The 16,321-nt window shown below is 74.1% G+C and carries 11 protein-coding genes and 1 pseudogene; 9 read left to right on the top strand and 3 right to left on the bottom strand.

Annotated features, from left to right (window positions below; all coding sequences use genetic code 11):
* Positions 1-2,962 (bottom strand): AAA family ATPase (locus tag TR50_RS19205; RefSeq protein WP_084700546.1); only part of this gene is annotated, 2,962 nt, incomplete at its 3' end.
* Between the two features lie 251 nt (positions 2,963-3,213).
* On the opposite strand from TR50_RS19205, the gene TR50_RS19200 reads away from it, so the two are divergent.
* From TR50_RS19200 to TR50_RS19190, 3 genes are all read left to right on the top strand, one after another.
* Positions 3,214-3,873, top strand: coding sequence for a helix-turn-helix transcriptional regulator (locus TR50_RS19200; protein WP_042422561.1), 660 nt, complete (start codon positions 3,214-3,216; stop codon positions 3,871-3,873).
* A gap of 172 nt (positions 3,874-4,045) precedes the next feature.
* The gene (locus tag TR50_RS19195) at positions 4,046-4,699 is read left to right on the top strand and encodes a Pvc16 family protein (RefSeq protein WP_042422560.1); all 654 of its coding nucleotides are present in this window, start codon (positions 4,046-4,048) and stop codon (positions 4,697-4,699) included.
* On the top strand, positions 4,696-6,852 hold the full coding sequence (locus TR50_RS19190) for an ATP-binding protein (RefSeq protein ID WP_042422557.1): 2,157 nt from the start codon (positions 4,696-4,698) through the stop codon (positions 6,850-6,852). The genes TR50_RS19195 and TR50_RS19190 overlap by 4 nt, the downstream gene beginning before the upstream one ends.
* Positions 6,853-6,900: 48 nt before the next feature.
* Here TR50_RS19190 and TR50_RS19185 read toward each other — a convergent pair whose 3' ends face one another.
* Entirely contained in the window at positions 6,901-8,295 is a 1,395-nt protein-coding gene (locus TR50_RS19185) for a ricin-type beta-trefoil lectin domain protein (protein ID WP_042422554.1), read from the bottom strand.
* 212 nt (positions 8,296-8,507) lie between these two features.
* Between TR50_RS19185 and TR50_RS50390 the strand changes: the two genes are divergently transcribed.
* The 5 genes from TR50_RS50390 to TR50_RS47595 all read left to right on the top strand — a co-directional run bounded on the left by TR50_RS50390 (position 8,508) and on the right by TR50_RS47595 (position 13,654).
* The gene (locus tag TR50_RS50390; protein WP_063775103.1) at positions 8,508-10,613 is read left to right on the top strand and encodes an eCIS core domain-containing protein; all 2,106 of its coding nucleotides are present in this window, start codon (positions 8,508-8,510) and stop codon (positions 10,611-10,613) included.
* Positions 10,614-10,830: 217 nt separating this feature from the next.
* Positions 10,831-12,456, top strand: a complete 1,626-nt coding sequence (locus tag TR50_RS19175) for a phage tail sheath family protein (RefSeq protein ID WP_042422552.1) — start codon at positions 10,831-10,833, stop codon at positions 12,454-12,456.
* A 78-nt stretch (positions 12,457-12,534) separates the two neighbouring features.
* Complete coding sequence (locus TR50_RS19170; RefSeq protein WP_042422551.1) at positions 12,535-12,978, top strand: phage tail protein; 444 nt, start codon at positions 12,535-12,537, stop codon at positions 12,976-12,978.
* The gene (locus tag TR50_RS19165) at positions 12,978-13,499 is read left to right on the top strand and encodes a hypothetical protein (RefSeq protein ID WP_042422549.1); all 522 of its coding nucleotides are present in this window, start codon (positions 12,978-12,980) and stop codon (positions 13,497-13,499) included. Before TR50_RS19170 ends, TR50_RS19165 begins: the two co-directional genes overlap by 1 nt.
* Entirely contained in the window at positions 13,496-13,654 is a 159-nt protein-coding gene (locus TR50_RS47595; RefSeq protein WP_162837962.1) for a DUF6760 family protein, read from the top strand. Before TR50_RS19165 ends, TR50_RS47595 begins: the two co-directional genes overlap by 4 nt.
* Before the next feature lie 1,028 nt (positions 13,655-14,682).
* Here TR50_RS47595 and TR50_RS46780 read toward each other — a convergent pair.
* The gene (locus TR50_RS46780) at positions 14,683-14,823 is read right to left on the bottom strand and encodes a hypothetical protein (RefSeq protein ID WP_160311132.1); all 141 of its coding nucleotides are present in this window, start codon (positions 14,821-14,823) and stop codon (positions 14,683-14,685) included.
* A 988-nt stretch (positions 14,824-15,811) separates the two neighbouring features.
* Here TR50_RS46780 and TR50_RS46775 point away from each other — a divergent pair.
* A pseudogene (locus TR50_RS46775) lies at positions 15,812-16,321 on the top strand (hypothetical protein); the annotation flags it as partial.

The raw sequence follows: 16,321 nt of genomic DNA, 5'->3' as shown, positions 1-16,321 counted from the left end.
GGCTGCCCGCGCGCAGGGCCTGCTCCGCCTGGCCCAGCAGGCGCGCGGACCCGGCGCGTTCGGCGACGGCCGCGGCCTCGCGGAGCAGCGAGCGGGCCTGGAGCCGCTGGCCGGCGGCGGTGAGCCGGCGGCCCTGGGTGATCAGCGCGGCCGCCAGCTCGGTCTCCGCGCCGCCGCCGCGGAGCGTCTCCACGGCCTGCGCGGTCAGCTCCAGGCCTCGGCGGCCGTTGGCGGCCGCGCCCAGTAGGCGCAGGGCGCGGCCCAGCACCCTGGGGGTGCCCCAGACCGCCGCCAGCCGGTGCTCCTCCTCGGCGAGCGGCAGGGCGGTCTGCGGTGAGCCCAGCGCCAGCAGGCACTCGGCCGCCGCCGACCGCCACGGCGTCACCACCGGGCTGAGCACGTCGCGCGCCGTCTGCCTGCGCCCGGATTCCAGGAAGTCGTCGACCGCCTCCTGGAGCTCACCCGAGGCCGCGCGCAGAACGCCCCGGGCGTACAGGAAGCGGTTCAACTCCCAGGTGTCGTGCGAGTCCTGCACGTCGACGCGGGTGGCCAGCCGGTGCGCCTCGGCCAGCCGACCGGTCTCCACCAGCGCGAGCAGAGCGTGCGCCGGCAGGTTGCCCGGCCGGTCCCACACGCCCTCCCGACGCTCGAACTCGGCCAGCAGGCGGGCGTGGTCGGAGCGCGCCGCGGCGATGTCCCGCCGGGTCTCGCGCAGGGCCTGGTGCATCGGATGCAGTGGGGGCAGCCGGTACCCGGCCAGGCCGCGCCGGACCAGCCGGTCCGCGTCGTCCAGCTCGTCGGCCCACTGCGCCACCGCTGCGGCCGTGCCCAGCAGATAGGGCATCAGCAGCGGATCCTCGTCAGCGGAGAGCAGCGTACGGACGCGGCCCATGGCCTCGTCGGCGGAGAGCAGTCCCGCGGTCGACTCGTAGCGGACCAGCAGGGCCTGTTCGGCCGGGCCGAACAGCTCCGGATCCCGGTCGGCGGTCTCGCGCAACCCGTCGTAGACCTCGCGGCGCACCTCCCGGTCGTGGTCGGAGAGGAGCGCCGAGGCCAGTCGCACACTGCGGGCCAGCACCGGCTGGCCGGTCAGGGAGCCGTCGGCGTCGAGATCGTGCAGCAGGGCGACGGCGGCGCGCGCCTCGCCGCGCCGGGCCATGGCGTGGCCCAGTGCCACCGCGGCCTGGATCCGCTCCCTGGGCTCCTCGCGCAGCCGCAGCGCCTCGGTCAGTCGGGGTATCCCCGCGCTGCCGCGCAGGGAGGCGAACTCCAGCGCGCCCAGCTCGGTCAGCACCTCGGCCCTGCGCGCGCGGAGCAGAGGCTCCTCCAGCGCGCGCCGCAGCAGTGCGACCGCGTCGGCGGTCCGGCCCGTACGGACGGCGCTCGACGCCGCGTCCCGCAGGGAGTCCGCGGCCCAGGCGGTCCCGGTGGCGGGGGTGCGCAGCAGATGGGCGGCGACCGCCTCGGCGGGGTCGCCCCGGCGCTGCCGGAAGGCGGCGGCCTCGCGGTGCGCCGCCTGCCGTTCGGCGCGCCGCCAGCCGTCGAGCACGGCGTCCCGCAACAGCGGGTGCGCGAAGCGCACCGGGCCGCGCTCGCCCACCCCGGGGTCGTCACGGCGGTCGTGGCGGTCTTGGCAGTCGTGGCCGCGGTGGCCCTCACGTTCCTCGTGGTCGATGCGGACCTCGTGGTCGTCGCCGCTGTGGCCGCCGTCGTGGAGGGGGCCGATCCGGAGCAGCCCCAGCCGGACCATGGCGGTCGTCCAGCCCGACACCCGGGCCGGGTCGGCCCCGGCGACTCCCGCGACCAGGCCGACGTCGCCCGAGGCGTCCTGCGGGGAGCCTGCCGCCGACACCTGGGCGAGGTCGGCCAGCGCGCGGGCGACGGTGGCGGTCTGCGGGCCCGCGCTCTCGAGCCACCAGGCGACCGCCGCCGCGTACGCGCCCGGGTACAGGTCGGCGCAGCTCTGAGGGAAGCGGGCCGGGGTGCCCCCCTCCCCGGTGGGCGCGCTCATGTCATCCAAAAGCGCGTGCAGCAGCAGCGGGTTGCCCGCGCCGGCCCGCAGACAGCCGTCCACCCACGCGTCGGTGGCCCTTGCGCCCAGGCGCTCGCGGACGAGCGCCTCGGCGGCCGCGCGGCTGAGCGGCGCCAGGACGTGACTGCGGACCAGCGTCGACGACAGGGTGCGGGCGAGCCCGGGCGCGGGCCCGGCCACGTCGTACTGGGCGCGTTCGGTCGCCACGATCAGCAGCGGCACCGCGTCCAACTGCCGCGCCGCCTCGGCGAGGAACCGCCGCGAGGCGGCGTCGGCGAGGTGCACGTCGTCGACGGCCAGCAGCAGCGGCTCCGCGACGGCCCGGTCACGCAACGACCGCCACAGCCGGTCCGCGTCGGCGACCCCCGACGGGGTGCCGTCGGGAACGGTGCTTCGCAGGACGGCAGCAGGAGGGACGGCAACAGGAGGGACGGCAACAGGAGGGACGGCAGCAGGAGGGACGGCAGCAGGAGGGACGGCAACAGGAGGGACGGCAGCAGGAGGGACGGCAGCAGGAGGGACGGCAACCGGCGAGGCGGCAACCGGCGAGGCGGCAACCGCCGGGACAGCTGCCGCGGGAAGGCCGCCCCCCTGGACGGGAATCCCGGGGAGGGTGCTGCCCGCGGCCGTACAGCCCGACGTCTCGACTGCCCTGGCGGTCAGTACGTCTAACGCCGTCTCAGCGCTCAGGTCCGGCTCCAGCAGGTGACGCAGCGCGCCGAACTCGGTGCCGGAGCGTTCCGCGGCGCAGCGGGCGCGCAGCACCCGCATGCCCCGCGCCGCGCCGTGTGCGGCGACGGCCTCCAGCAGCGCGCTGCGGCCCGTGCCGGTCGCGCCGCGCAGCAGCACCAGCCGCCCGGACCCTGAGCACGTGCGGAGGATCTCCGAGGCCACCATCCGCAGGGCGTCCTCGCGTTCGTACAGGGGCATCGGATCCTCCGGAGGGCTGCGGAGCCGTCGTCGGTGTCGTGGGGACTGTCGTGGTGACCGTCGTGGTGCCGTTCGTGGTGTCTGTCGTGGGGTGCCTCGTGGTGGTGGCCCCGGGGGTTCTCGTGGCTCATCCCGTGGTCATCCACGATTGCGGAGGCGGTTCGGTTCACCGCAGGCTGGCTCTTATCCGGGTCAACTTCGTCATATCGGTCAACAGGCCCGGAACGTGAGGAACGTGAGGATGGTGGGTCATGATGGTGCGCACGTGTTCCGGGTCGGCGGACGCCGCCGGTGCGATACCCGTCGCCGTGTACGCAGATGACCCCATCTCGCTCGCGGGGGTGCGCAGTCAGCTGCGCCCACAGCCGGGCGTCGAACTGGTCGACACGGTCAGTGGTCGGGCGGGCGCGGTGGCGGTGCTGGTCGCCGAGGCGCCGGACGAGCCGACACTCTCCTCGCTGCGGCGTCTGGCCCGCACCGACGGCACCCGCGCGGTCCTGGTCGCCGCGACGGTCCGCGAGTCCGAACTGCTCCAGGTGATCGAGTGCGGTGTCGGCGCGATCGTCTGGCGGCGCGAAGCCACCGGGCACCGGCTCCACCAGGCGGTGCTGGCCGCCTCGCGGGGCGACGGGGACCTCCCGGCGGATCTGCTGGGGCGACTGATGACCCAGGTGGGCACCATGCAGCGCGGCGCCTCGGGCTCGTCCGACACTCCCGTGCACGGTCTGGCGCCGCGTGAGGTCGACGTGGTCCGACTGGTCGCCGAGGGGATGGACACCGGGGAAATCGCCAGCAAGCTCTCGTACTCCGAACGGACAGTCAAAAACGTGATGCACGGACTCACGACCCGGCTCCAGCTCCGGAACCGGGCTCATGCCGTGGCCTATGCCCTGAGGGAAGGCTACATCTGACAGTTGGGACGCGTACCAATGCCCCCCGGGGCAGCACAGAATGCCCTCGGAACGTCCCCGAAACGCCTGCCGGGGCAAGTCGTCGGCTCGGCAGGATGACTGTGACTGACAGCAAGTGACTGACAGCAAGTGGCTGACGGCAAGTGACTGACGGCAAGTGAAGGGCGCGGCAGTGATCCATGAGGTGGACGAGGTCCTCAAGGGGCTGCTGACCGGAGGAGCCCTGACCGGCAGCGGCGTCGAGATCGCCTTCGAGGCGCCGACCCGCGACTGGGCCGCCCGGCGCAACGCGCCCACCGTCGACTGCTATCTCTACGACATCCGCGAGGACACCCGGCGGCGCGAACGCGGCGCCGTCGCGGTCAGGAACGAGCAGGGCGTCACCGTCCGTCGACGACAGCCGCCGCGCTGGTTCCGGCTGTCCTACCTCGTCACCGCCTGGACCAAGCGTCCGCAGGACGAGCACCGGATGCTCTCGGCGGTCCTCGCCACCCTGCTGCCCCGCGAGATGCTGCCGCCGGAGGAGCTGACCGGATCGCTCGCGGCGCTCGGCCTCACCGTGCCGCTGAGCGTCGCCGCGCTGGCCACGGAGGCCCGCTCCACCGCGGAGATCTGGTCGGCGCTCGGCGGCGAACTCAAGCCCTCCATCGACGTGGTGGTCACCGTCCCCATGCTGTCCTACCCGGAGTACGACGCCGGACCGCCGGTGACCGAGCTGGGCGTGCGGGTACGCGGCATCGACGGCGCGACGGAGGACTCGCCCGAGCGCCGGTACCCGCCGCGGCGCCCGGTCCGGCGTGCGGGCGAGGGCGGCGTGGCGGAGTGAACCCGTCCGCCCCGCTGCTGGCCAGGCTCGACCGGCTGCGCGCGCGGGTGGCGCGGGTGGTCGCGTCCCGGAGCGCCGACGACCCGACCGCCGACGACCCGCTGCGCGGCCTCTACCTCCCTCCGGGCGCCGTGGAGCACCTGCTGCGGCGTGCCGACGCGGTCCAAAAGGGCCGGGAGGACGCGTTCGCCGGTCTGCCGGAGGAACCGGAGGAGGTCGAGGCAGGAGAGGACGCCGACCGCCTGCACCGGCTCGCGGTCCGGTTCGGCCTGACCCTGCTCGACGCCGAGCTGCTGCTCCTCGCGCTCGCTCCGGATCTGGACCGCACCTTCGAGCCGCTCTACGGATACCTCAACGACGACGTCAGCCGCCGCCGTGCCACCGTCTGTCTCGCCCTGGAGCTCTGCGGGCTGCCCGTGCACGCGGCCGAGGCGCGCGCCCGCTTCCACCCCGCGGCCCCGCTCGCCGCCCTCGGCCTGCTCTGCGTCGAGGAGCCTGAACGGCCTTTCTTGAGCCGCTCGTTGCGCGTCCCTGACCGGGTCGTCGCCCATCTGCTCGGCGACGACACCCAGGATCACGCGCTCGACGGGCGAGCCCGTCCGCCAGCCGCGCCGCTCGCCTCGCGGCAGGACGACGCGCTGACCCGACGTCTCGCCAAACGTCTGGCCGCCGGACCGCTCGTGGTCTACCTCCGCGAACAACGCGAGGGCGACGGACTGGCGTGCGCCACTGCCGCCCTGCGCGACGCGGGCCTGGAGGCCCTGCACTACACGCCGCGTGGTCCCGGCACCGGCGCCGAGTCGGACGGCCGGCCCTACGGCCAGGACCACGACCACGACCACGGCCACGAGGGGCGGCACCACGGCCTCGACCACGAGGTCTCCGCGCTGCTGCGCGAGGCCCGTCTGCGCGGATGCGCCCTCGTGGTCGCGCCGCTGCCGGACAGGCCGGGGCCGTTGGTCCGCGCGCTGAGCGTCCCCGACGTCGCGGTGCTGCTCGTCGGGACGGGGGCCTACGATCCGCAGTGGTGCGACGGCCACCGCGACCCGCTCGTGCTCGACGCGCCCCGGCAGCGCTCCGGCGGCCTGGACGCCTGGTCCGCCGGCCTCGGCATGACGGCAGCGGCCGCCGCGCCGGAGGACCAGGACGGACCCGCCGATGGACTCGCCGACGGACTCGTGGGCGATCTCGTGGATGAACTGGCCGAGGTGGTCGCCCCGTTTCGGCTCGGCGGCGAGCACATCCGCCGTGCCGCCCGCGCCGCGCGGGAGTTGGCCGCCTTCGAGGACGCCCCGCTCTCCGCCGCGCACCTGCGGCGCGCCGCCCGGCAGCAGTCCGCCTCCGGCCTGGAGCAGCACGCCCGGCGCATCCGGCCCGCCGTCGACTGGGACGACCTGGTGCTGCCCGAGGCGCCCCTGGCCCATCTGCGCGAACTCGCCCTGCGCGCCCGGCACCGCGACCGGGTGCTCGGCGAGTGGCGGCTCAGCGCGGGCGGCGGTCGGGGCCGGGGCGTGCTGGCCCTGTTCGCGGGCGAGTCGGGCACCGGCAAGACGCTGTCCGCCGAGGTCGTCGCCGCCGAACTCGGCCTCGACCTCTACGTGGTGCAGCTCTCCTCCGTCGTCGACAAGTACGTCGGAGAGACCGAGAAGAACCTGGAGCGGATTTTCACCGAGGCCGACCGCACTGACGCCGTCCTGCTCTTCGACGAGGCCGACGCGGTCTTCGGCAAGCGCTCCGAGGTCAAGGACGCCCACGACCGCTACGCCAACCTGGAGAGCGCCTACCTCCTCCAGCGGTTGGAGTCCTTCGACGGGATCGCGCTGCTCACCACCAACCTGCGGGCCAACATCGACGACGCCTTCACGCGCCGCCTCGACCTGGTGGTGGACTTCCCCTTCCCCGACGCCGCCCAGCGGCTCGCCCTGTGGCGGCACAGCCTCGCCTCGGTGCCCTGCGCTCCCGGCATCGACCCGGCGCCCTGCGCCCGGGAGTTCGAGCTTGCGGGTGGGTCGATCCGCAGCGCCGTGGTCACCGCCGCCTACGCCGCCGCCGGCCGCGGCGAGGCCGTCACCGACGCCGACCTGTTGACCGGCGCTCAGCGCGAGTACCGCAAGGCCGGGCGCCTGGTCCTGGACGAGCACAACGCCTGGTGACGGTTCTGCCGTCACCAGGCGCCACCCGCATGGACGGGACGTACGGACTCACGGCTTGTCCTGGACCCACTTCTGGTTGGACTGGCCGTTGCAGTCCCACAGTTGCAGCCTGGTCCCGTTGCCGGTCCCCTGGTAGGCGGCGTCCACGCACTTGTTGGAGAGGGGGTTCACCAGGTCGCCGCCCTGGGCGGTGTTCAGCGTCCACACCTGGGCCGGGCCGCCGTTGCAGTTGGCCAGCTGGACCGTGGTGCCGTCGGCCGTGTTGGCGTTGGCGACGTCCATGCACAGGCCCAGCGACTGGATGGTGCCGCGGTTGTCCGGTGTCCCGTCCAGGACGAAGGTCCACTTCTGCCAGACGGCTCCGCTGCAGTCCCACAGCTCCAGCGGCTTGCCGTCCTTGCCGCCCGCGGCGGCGCCGTCGGTCACGGTGATGCACCGGCTGGAGCCCCGACCGACCAGCTCGACGCCCGAGCCGCCTCCCGCGGGCGCTGTGTGGGGCGCGCCGCCGCCACCGCCGCCGTTGCCACCACCCCCGCCGCCGTTGCCGCCGCCACCTCCGGTCGGGGCGACCTGCACCGGCGCGGAGGGCGCGCCGCCGCCCTGGGGGGTGGCGGCGGGCTGCGACGGCGCGGGCGCGGGAGCAAGGCTCGGGGTGGGGAGTTGGCTCGGGGTGACCTGCGCGGCCAGCGGCGTGGCCTGGCTGCTGAAGGCGGGCGGGTTGGTCATCCAGAGCGCGACGAAGGCGATGGCGAGCCCCAGGCAGAGGCTGAGCACGGTGAACAGCCAGCGCGGCAGGAAGCCGCGCTGCACGTAGGTGCCGTCCACGGTCAGCGGGTTGACCCCTGAGCGGCGCACCTGGAGCCGGTAGGGCCGGTTCTGCTTGTGGCCGATCCAGATGATCTGACGGGGCTTCAGCGTGGCGTTGACGAAGGCCGCCCTGCCCGGCTCGATCTGGACGTTGGCGGGGACGACCTCGTAACCGAGCTGGTCGCCGTTGTCGTCACCGGCCACGGAGGCGGTGAGGGTGGTGTTGCCGAGGTTGTCGATGGCCAGCCTGGGCCGTCCCCGGAAGCGCCCCTTGACGGTGTGCGGCACCAGTTCGGCCCGCACCTCCACGAACGGCGTCACCGTGATGTTGCCCTCGGGGACGGTGGTCGCCTCGGGGTGCTCGGTCGGGGTGACCTGGACGGCGAAGGGATGCGGCCCGGCGGCGGCGTCGGGGGTGCGCGGTGGTGCGACCGTGAGCTCGACCGTCCCCGTGGTGCCCGGGTAGAGCCGGAGGGTGGGTGGTTCGACGGTGATGTAGGGCGCCAGATCACCGACGACGGTGAAGCGGTACTCGTCGACGATGTCGCCGGTGTTGCGGATCCGCAGGCGTACGGTGGCGGTGCTGCCCGCGTCGACCGTCGTGGACGCGGGCTCCAGGGAAGTCCATAGGCTCACCTTGGGAAGCTACCGGGCGGGCAGGGGCCCGGTCAGGAGGCTGCGGGGCACGGTCCGCGCCCCAAAGGACCTGCCGCGCTGCCCGGTTGGTCACCACCCGTGCGGCCGGGGCAGCCGTCATTACCCGCACCACTGCCCGAATCGCCCTGTACCGCGCCCGCGTTCAGGGGTATCCAGGTGCCAGACCCACACCCCCGCCGGAGGCAGGTTTCATGCGCGTCCCCGCCCACGACAAGGCAGCAGCCGATCCCCGGAGGGACGACTCCGGGCGCTCCCTCCCGGCGCGGCAGCGGCGGCAACAGCCCTCGGCAGCGTCCGGAGCGGCACCCGGAGGGACGGCGGGAGGGCCGGCCGAGCTGCTCGCCCTCCAGCGGTCCGCGGGCAACGCCGCGGTGACCCGGGCGCTGACCGCGGTGCAGCGGGCGTGCGACGACCACGGGGACCACGGGGACCACGAGGACCGGCCGGTCCAGCGGGCGGCGGCCCACCAGGTGCTGCGCGCCCCCGGGCAGCCGCTCCAGGACACCCTGCGCAGGGAGATGGAGGGCCGGCTCGGCGCCGACTTCTCCGACGTCCGGATCCACACGGACGCCCTCGCGCAGCGCTCCGCCGCCGAGGTCGGCGCGCAGGCGTACACCTCGGGCAACCACGTGGTCCTCACCGACGGCGGGAGCGACAAGCACACCCTCGCCCACGAGCTGACCCACGTCATCCAGCAGCGCAAAGGCCCGGTCGCCGGGACGGACACGGGAGACGGGCTGAGCGTCAGCGACCCGGGCGACCGCTTCGAGCGCGAGGCCGAGGCCAACGCGACGCGGGTCATGGCCGGTGCGCATCCGCCCGTCCAGCGTGCCGTCGCCGGGCCGGAGGGCGCCGCGACGCCGGCCTCCGGCGGGCCGACGGCCGTCCAGCGCAAGGGCCATGAGGCCATCAGCTCCTCGCTGCCGGCGGCGGCGACGCCGCGCACCGGTGGATTGTTGGGACGGTTGTCGGCACTCAACAAGACCCAGCCGCCGCCGGACGACGTCCACGTGGCGCGCATCCGGGCGTCGATGGGCGACTACGACCGCGACACCAACCGCGACCCCATGCACTGCCTGATGACGCTGTCCACGATCCAGCTCGACATCGCCTCGCAGAACGAGGAGGGCGCGGCCGGGGCGTTCCTCAAGGCGGCCAGCGCGGCCGTGAAGAGCGAACTCGACGTGGTCAGGGGCCAGATCGAGCGCGACGACAGCCTCCCGGAGGACGCCAGGGCGCCGTTCAGGGCCATGACCGACCACGGCATGCTGTGGGGCCGCGAGGAGTGGGCCGACAGCGCGGCCGCGTTCCACATGGAGGGCCCCAGCTACTTCCGCGAACTGTCCGAGCTGAACCGGGCGGGGATGGGCAAGGAGATCGCCGGGCGCGGCGCGCAGGCATGGGTTCCCGACGTCAAAGCCAAGCTGACGACCGCGCTCCAGCACAGCGTGCTGTGCCACTACACGCCCAGGTCCCGGGCCGAAGCGATGCTGGGACAGGGGCGGGTGCAGTCGATGACCGAACTGCTCAAGGCGAACCCGGAGGCGGAGAACAACACGCAGGCCTTCGACAAGCACGTCCTGGCGAACGAAGGGTTCGTCTTCTTCTACCTGGAGTTGCCGAACAGCCCGTTCCGTGAGACGCGGTTCGGCGGCGAGGAACCGACCCGGGTCGAGATGCCGCTGGTCCGGTCCCCGCTGATGTCCCAGGGCTGGCTGATGCTGAGCGACTTCGCCCAGCGGGAGTACCCCACCGTGCGCGCGAACCCCCAGGACCCGCGGCGGACGCAGAGCGTGCTGGCCACCCGTGAGGAGAACTTCTCGCCCGAGTTCTCCCTCCCGGTGCGGCGGTTCGACCGGGGTACGGGTGCCGCCCGGATGGACGACGAGAAGATGGCGGACGAGATGGTCAACGAGCCGAACGCCGAGCGCAGGGGCCAGATCTTCTACGCGATGTCCTCGGTGGCGTCGGACCCGCACAGTGCCATGACCTACGGCGGCGCTCCCGGAGGGCCGGAGAGGGCCCACAGCGAGCGGATGCGCTCCAACACGCTGATGGGCGCCGACATCGTGCCGGGCCTGGTGGAGCGGGCGATCGTGGAGATCCAGCGCATCGACGAGGTCAACCAGCACCTCGGCGCGCGACTCAAGAGCCTTTCCGGTGACGAGCTGCTGCGCTTCCTCCTCAAGGACCTGCTGCGGCCCCAGGCGATGCTGCCGAACAGCGTCGACCTCAGCATGGCCAGGGTCTTCCGGCAGTCCGGCGCGGAGCTGCACGCGAGCGCCACCGTGTCCTGACGTCAGCGTGTCCTGACGCTGCCGTGTCCTGACGCCGCCGTGTACCTGACCGGGCGCCGACGACAGCGGCGAGGACCGCGCCGCAGGCCGCTGCCCGTTGGTGCACCGACCGGGGCACGGGCGGTGCCCCGGATCAGGTACCCGGGGACGTTTTGCGAACGCGTACGAACAGGGAGGGTTGACGTGGTCCTGTCTTGTACTGCGAGGAGTACCCAGCATGCCGTCGTACCTGTCGCCAGGCGTCTACGTGGAGGAGGTCGCCAGCGGCTCGCGCCCCATCGAGGGAGTGGGCACGTCGGTGGCCGCGTTCGTCGGCCTCGCGCCGACCGGCCCTCTCAACGAGCCGACCTTGGTGACCAACTGGTCGCAGTACGTCGCCGAGTTCGGTGAGTTCACCGACGGCTACTACCTCGCGCACTCGGTCTACGGCTTCTTCAACAACGGCGGCAGCGCCGCCTACGTGGTCCGCGTCGGCGGAGTGACCGGCGGCGTCTCCGGCTCGGCCGGGAACGCCCCGGCGCACGCCCCGGCCGGGCTGACCGGCGGCGCGGCCCCGGCCGCCCTGCTGCCGGGTGAGGCCAAGGAGCTCGGTTCCTTCAAGGTCTCCGCCATCGCCCCGGGCGAGAGCGGCGCGATCAGCGTCGAGGTCGCCGACCCGGAGGGCGAGGGCCCGGCCGACCGCTTCCGGCTGGTCGTCAAGGACGGCGAGAAGCCGGTCGAGACCTTCGACGTGTCGGCGAAGAAGGGGAGCCGGACCTACGTCGTCACGCAGGTCAAGGAACGGTCCAAGCTGATCGCCGTGGCGGAGGCCGCGCCCGCCGCGCAGCTGGTCCGCCCGGAGAACCAGACGGTCGCGCTGCCCGCGCCGTCCGCGTCCTCGGCCCCGGTCCCGGCCGCTGCTCCGGCTTCGGCTCCGACGGGCGAGGTGGAGCACGTCGGGGTCCGCGAGTACGTGGGCGACTCGGCCGACCGCACCGGCTTCGGCGGCCTGGAGGCCGTCGACGAGGTCTCCATGGTCGCCGTGCCGGACCTGATGGCCGCCTACCAGCGCGGCGCGATCGACCTGGAGTCGGTCAAGGCCGTCCAGCTCGCGTTGATCGCGCACTGCGAGCTGATGGGCGACCGTCTGGCGATCATCGACCCGCCGCCCGGCCTGAATGCCCGTCAGGTCCAGGTCTGGCGCCAGGAGACCGCCGGCTACGACTCCAAGTACGCCGCGCTGTACTTCCCCTGGATCAAGGTCTTCGACCCCGCCTCCTCGCAGACGCGGATGGTGCCGCCGAGCGGCCACGTGGCCGGCATCTGGGCCCGCAACGACTCCGAGCGCGGCGTCCACAAGGCCCCCGCCAACGAGGTGGTGCGCGGCGCGGTGGACCTGGAGATGCAGATCACCCGCGGCGAGCAGGACCTGCTCAACCCGCTGGGCATCAACTGCATCCGCGCCTTCCCCGGCCGCGGCATCCGCATCTGGGGCGCGCGCACGCTCTCCTCCGACCCGGCCTGGCGCTACCTTAACGTCCGCCGGTACTTCAACTACCTCGAGGAGTCCATCCTCACCGGCACCCAGTGGGTGGTCTTCGAGCCGAACGACCAGGCCCTGTGGGCCCGGATCCGGCGCAACATCTCCGCCTTCCTGGTCACCGAGTGGCGCAGCGGCGCCCTCTTCGGCGCGACGCCGGACGACGCCTACTACGTCAAGTGCGACGCGGAGACCAACCCGCCGGAGTCCGTGGACCTCGGCCGGGTCATCTGCGAGATCGGCGTCTCCCCGGTGAAGCCGGCCGAGTTCGTGATCTTCCGGCTGGCGCAGTTCTCCAGCGGCGCGGGTGAGTTGGAGGAGTAGTCGGGTCCACCTGACGCCTGCCACCGCCGTCCGCGCACGCACCACGACCGGTACGAGAAGAAGTAAGGAACACCCGGCATGAGCCTTCAGCCCGGCGATTCGCTCACATCCCACAATTTCGGCCTCCAGATCGACGGCGTCATGGTCGAGTACCTCCAGGAGGTCAACGGCCTGGACATGAACCAGGACGTCATCGAGTTCCAGCAGGTCTCGGCCAACGGCCAGCCCGTCACCAAGAAGCTGCCCGGCGTCAAGCGCGCCGGCGAGGCGACCGTCGTGCGCGGCATGACCCAGTCCACGGCCTTCAACGACTGGATCAACGCCTCCGTCCGCGGCGACATGGGCTCGGCCCGCAAGAACGCCAGCATCATCGTCATGGACTACATGAACAACCCGGTGAAGCGGTACCACCTGCGCAACGCCTGGTGCAGCAAGGTCTCCGCGAGCACGGTCAAGGCCGGCGAGGCGTCCGCGCTGACCGAGACCGTCACCATCACCTACGAAGAAATGATCATGGAGTAATGCGCCGAGGAACGGCCACTCGGGCCGCCGGCCCGGATGCCACCAGGTCCGGCGGCGTCCCCGCCGCCGGTTCCGACGCCGCCCTGCCCGCCGGCTCCGCCTTCGCGGCGCCGGCGGCCCCGGCCGTCGAACCAGCCCCCGTACGGCAGCAGTTGCGCACCGAGTTCGCCTTCGAGCTGCCGCGCGGCTACGTGGACGAGGCGGGCACCGTCCACCGCGAGGGCGTGATGCGCCTGGCGACCGCACGCGACGAGCTCATCCCGCTGCGCGACGTCCGCGTGCAGGAGAACCCGGCGTACCTGTCGGTCGTCCTGCTCGCGCGGGTGATCACCCGGCTGGGCACGGTCGCGCACATCCACGACGGCGTGGTGGAGAACATGTTCGCCTCCGACCTCGCCTTCCTCCAGGACTTCTACCGCCAGATCAACGCGGAGGGCCACACCCGGGCCGGCGTCACCTGCCCGCACTGCGAGCAGCCCTTCGAGGTGGAGCTCGGCGGGAGCCGCCTGGGGGAATCGTGACGTACGCGACCGAACGTGTCCACGAGGAGATCGCGTACATCGCCTACCACTTCCACTGGAGTCTGGAGGACATCCTGGACCTCGAACACCGCGACCGCCGCCGGTACGCCGAGCAGATCGCCACGCTCGTGAGCCGCGCCACGGCGGAACGGTAACCGGGGCGGGGTACGACCATGGGAATCCTCGACCGACTCCGGGGCGCACGCCCGGCTCCGGCATCGGCGCCGGCACCTGCTGATCCGTCCGCGTCGCCTGCGTCCGCGCCCGCGCCCGCTTCGGCACCCGCCGGGGCAGGGCGGCGCGGCTGGGCGGCGCTGCCGCCGATCCAGCGCGCGAGCGCGGCTCCGACCCGGCAGGCGGTCGCGGCCTCCGACTTCTCGCGGTCCTTGGCCACCTGGCAGAACCCGTCCTTCATGGGGACCCTCTCCCACGCCGTCCTCGACGGCGCTCCCACCGGCGTGCTCCGCAACGCGCTGACGCCGGTCGGGACGGGGCGCGGCGGCGAGGCCGCGTCGCTCGGCGAGCCCGCCCTCGAACTGCCCGTCGCCCCGACCGAGCCGGCAGGCGACGTGACGGGCGGCGACGCGCCGGACCTCGCCGTCCAGCGCGTCGTCTGGGCTGCCCGTCCCACGGGCCCCCGCGTGGCGTCAGCCCGCCCCCGGTCCGCGCCGCCCGGCCGCACGGTCCCCCTGACCCGGGCGGCCGTCGCCGTCCAACGCCGCCTCCTCCCGACTGCGGCCGCCACGAAGGCGTCGCCCGCCTCCGCCGGCCCGACGGCCGTCCACCACCCCGCAGACGTCCACCCCGGCCCGGCCAAACACGAGCCCGAGCGGCTCCAGCCTGAGCCGCACGAGCCCGTCCCGCACAAGCCTGAGCCGCACCGGCCCACCGCTACGGCCGCGCCGATCCAGCGGGTGGCGCGTTCCGCAGGGTCCGGCGCTTCCTCGGTGTCTCCTCCGTCGGCGGCACCCGTGCGACGTCCGAGCGACGGGCCTGCGAGCCCGGGGCCCTCACGTGCGGCTCTGGGCTCGGCAGCGGCGACGCCGTCCTCGCCTGCCGCACCGGTCCAGCGTTCGAGCGACGGGTCCCGGAGCGTGGGTCCCGCGCGAGCGGCTCTCGGCCCTTCGCCGACGGCGTCCCCGGGTGTCGGTCCGGCGACGCCTTCCTTGCCTGCCACGCCCGTTCAGCGTTCGAGCGGCGGGTCCCCGTCGTCGGCGGCGTCGCCCGGCAGGCCGATGGACGCTGCCTCCGTCGACGCGCCGCTGCGGCGGCCCGGAGCTGACGCTCCGACGGCCGCCTCGACCCCGCCTGCCTCGGTCCCCATGGCGGTGCAACGCTCGACGGCGCGGCCGTCGCTCCCGGGATCGGCTCCCCACGCGTCCACCGCCGACCCGCACCCCGCCTCACCTGCCACGCCTGCGTCTGCGGACGCGGGAGCGGCTGCTCCGGTCGCCCCCGTCCAGCGCGCGGAGCGCGCGGGCGGCGGTGGCATGACGGCGACCTCGCCCGTCGATGCCCCGACCGAGAGGCCGCGCGCCGAGTTCGTGCGTCCCGTCGGTCCCGGGCGTACGGTGCCTGATGCGCAGGAGCTGGCACCGGTGCAGCGTTCCGTCGGCGCGGAGGCGGGCGTCGCGTCCGCTCCTGGCGGCCACCCGGGTGCGACGCCCGACACGTCCGGCCCGGCTCCGGTCCGTCGGCCCGTGAGCGGGCCGACGCCTGCGCCTGTGTCAGAGTCCGCGCCTGCGCCTGTGTCTGCGTCTGCGGACTCGGTACGGCGACGCGCGGGAGAGCCCGCGCGCCCGGCCGTCGACGCTGTGGGCCCGGCCACGGCGGTGCAGCGGGTCACGCAGGCATCCGTGCCCGTCGGACGGCAGGCCGTCTCACCGCCTGCCGCCGTGTCGGGCCCGGCTCCGGTCCGGCACGCCACGGACGGGTCCTCACGGCCGCTGATCGGCCCGCCGACCCCTGTGCAGCGTTCAGGCGCGGGCTCCTCCGACGGGACGCCCGCGTCCACGTCCGAACTCCCCGTCTCGCGACCGTTGCCGGGCGCGATGGGCGACGCTGTCCGGCCCTCCGGCCCGCTGCCGCAGCCCGCAGGCGACGCGGGGGTGAGTACTCCTGCGTCGCCACTCGCGGCTCCGCCCTCCTCGCTTCCGGACACCACCCGGTCCCGGCCCGCCTCGGCGGCTCCCGGCCCGGTCTCCGTGCAGCGCCGGGAGGCGGGGCTCGGGAAGCCCAGCCGGGGGGAGGGCGGCTCCGCCGAGCCCGCCCCACCGGCCGCGCAGCGGAGGCGTTCGCTGCTCGGTGCGCCGATGACGGCGGCACCGTCCGGAACCGTCCCGCTCACCGGCACGCAGACTCAACGCTCCACGGCGGCACGTCCCGGCACCGGAGCGGGAGCGCCTGCCGCCGCGGCACCCGACCGCGCTCCCGTCGCGCCGCTGACGCCGCCTGCCGCCTCCTCCGCGAGCCACGGCACCGACGGCGGCACGCAGCGCTCGCTTCCCCTACAGCGGCTGACCCCTGACACCTCCTCGGCGGACGCAGTCCGCATCGGCGTCTCCGGGGACAGCGCCCCGAGGAACACGCCGTCCGGCGGAGTGCCGCACGCGGTGCCCGTGCAGCGCTTGAGCCCCACCGCGTCCGTGGCGGTGACCGGCGTCCCCGAGAGCGGTGTGGCGCGGGCGATACCCGACGTGCCGCAGGCCGTGCCCGTGCATCGGTCGGTGTCAGCGGCGGCGAGGACCGCGAGCGAGGGTGCGCTTCCGGTGCAGCGGCTCGCGGTCACGGCAGAGCTGCCCGCGAGCCCCGACGCCCCCGCC

Origin of the sequence: Streptacidiphilus anmyonensis (assembly GCF_000787855.1) — a bacterium.
GTDB classification, from domain to species: Bacteria; Actinomycetota; Actinomycetes; order Streptomycetales; family Streptomycetaceae; genus Streptacidiphilus; species Streptacidiphilus anmyonensis.
The sequence above is the reverse complement of the archived record's forward strand: the minus strand, read 5'-3'. Positions and strand labels throughout refer to the sequence as shown.

Coding starts and splice junctions, on each gene's coding strand:
- TR50_RS19200 (WP_042422561.1), top strand. CDS start 3,214: ATGATGGTGCGCACGTGTTCCGGGTCGGCGGACGCCGCCGGTGCGATA.
- TR50_RS50390 (WP_063775103.1), top strand. CDS start 8,508: ATGCGCGTCCCCGCCCACGACAAGGCAGCAGCCGATCCCCGGAGGGAC.
- TR50_RS19175 (WP_042422552.1), top strand. CDS start 10,831: ATGCCGTCGTACCTGTCGCCAGGCGTCTACGTGGAGGAGGTCGCCAGC.
- TR50_RS19170 (WP_042422551.1), top strand. CDS start 12,535: ATGAGCCTTCAGCCCGGCGATTCGCTCACATCCCACAATTTCGGCCTC.
- TR50_RS19165 (WP_042422549.1), top strand. CDS start 12,978: ATGCGCCGAGGAACGGCCACTCGGGCCGCCGGCCCGGATGCCACCAGG.
- TR50_RS46780 (WP_160311132.1), bottom strand. CDS start 14,823: ATGGGGACCGAGGCAGGCGGGGTCGAGGCGGCCGTCGGAGCGTCAGCT.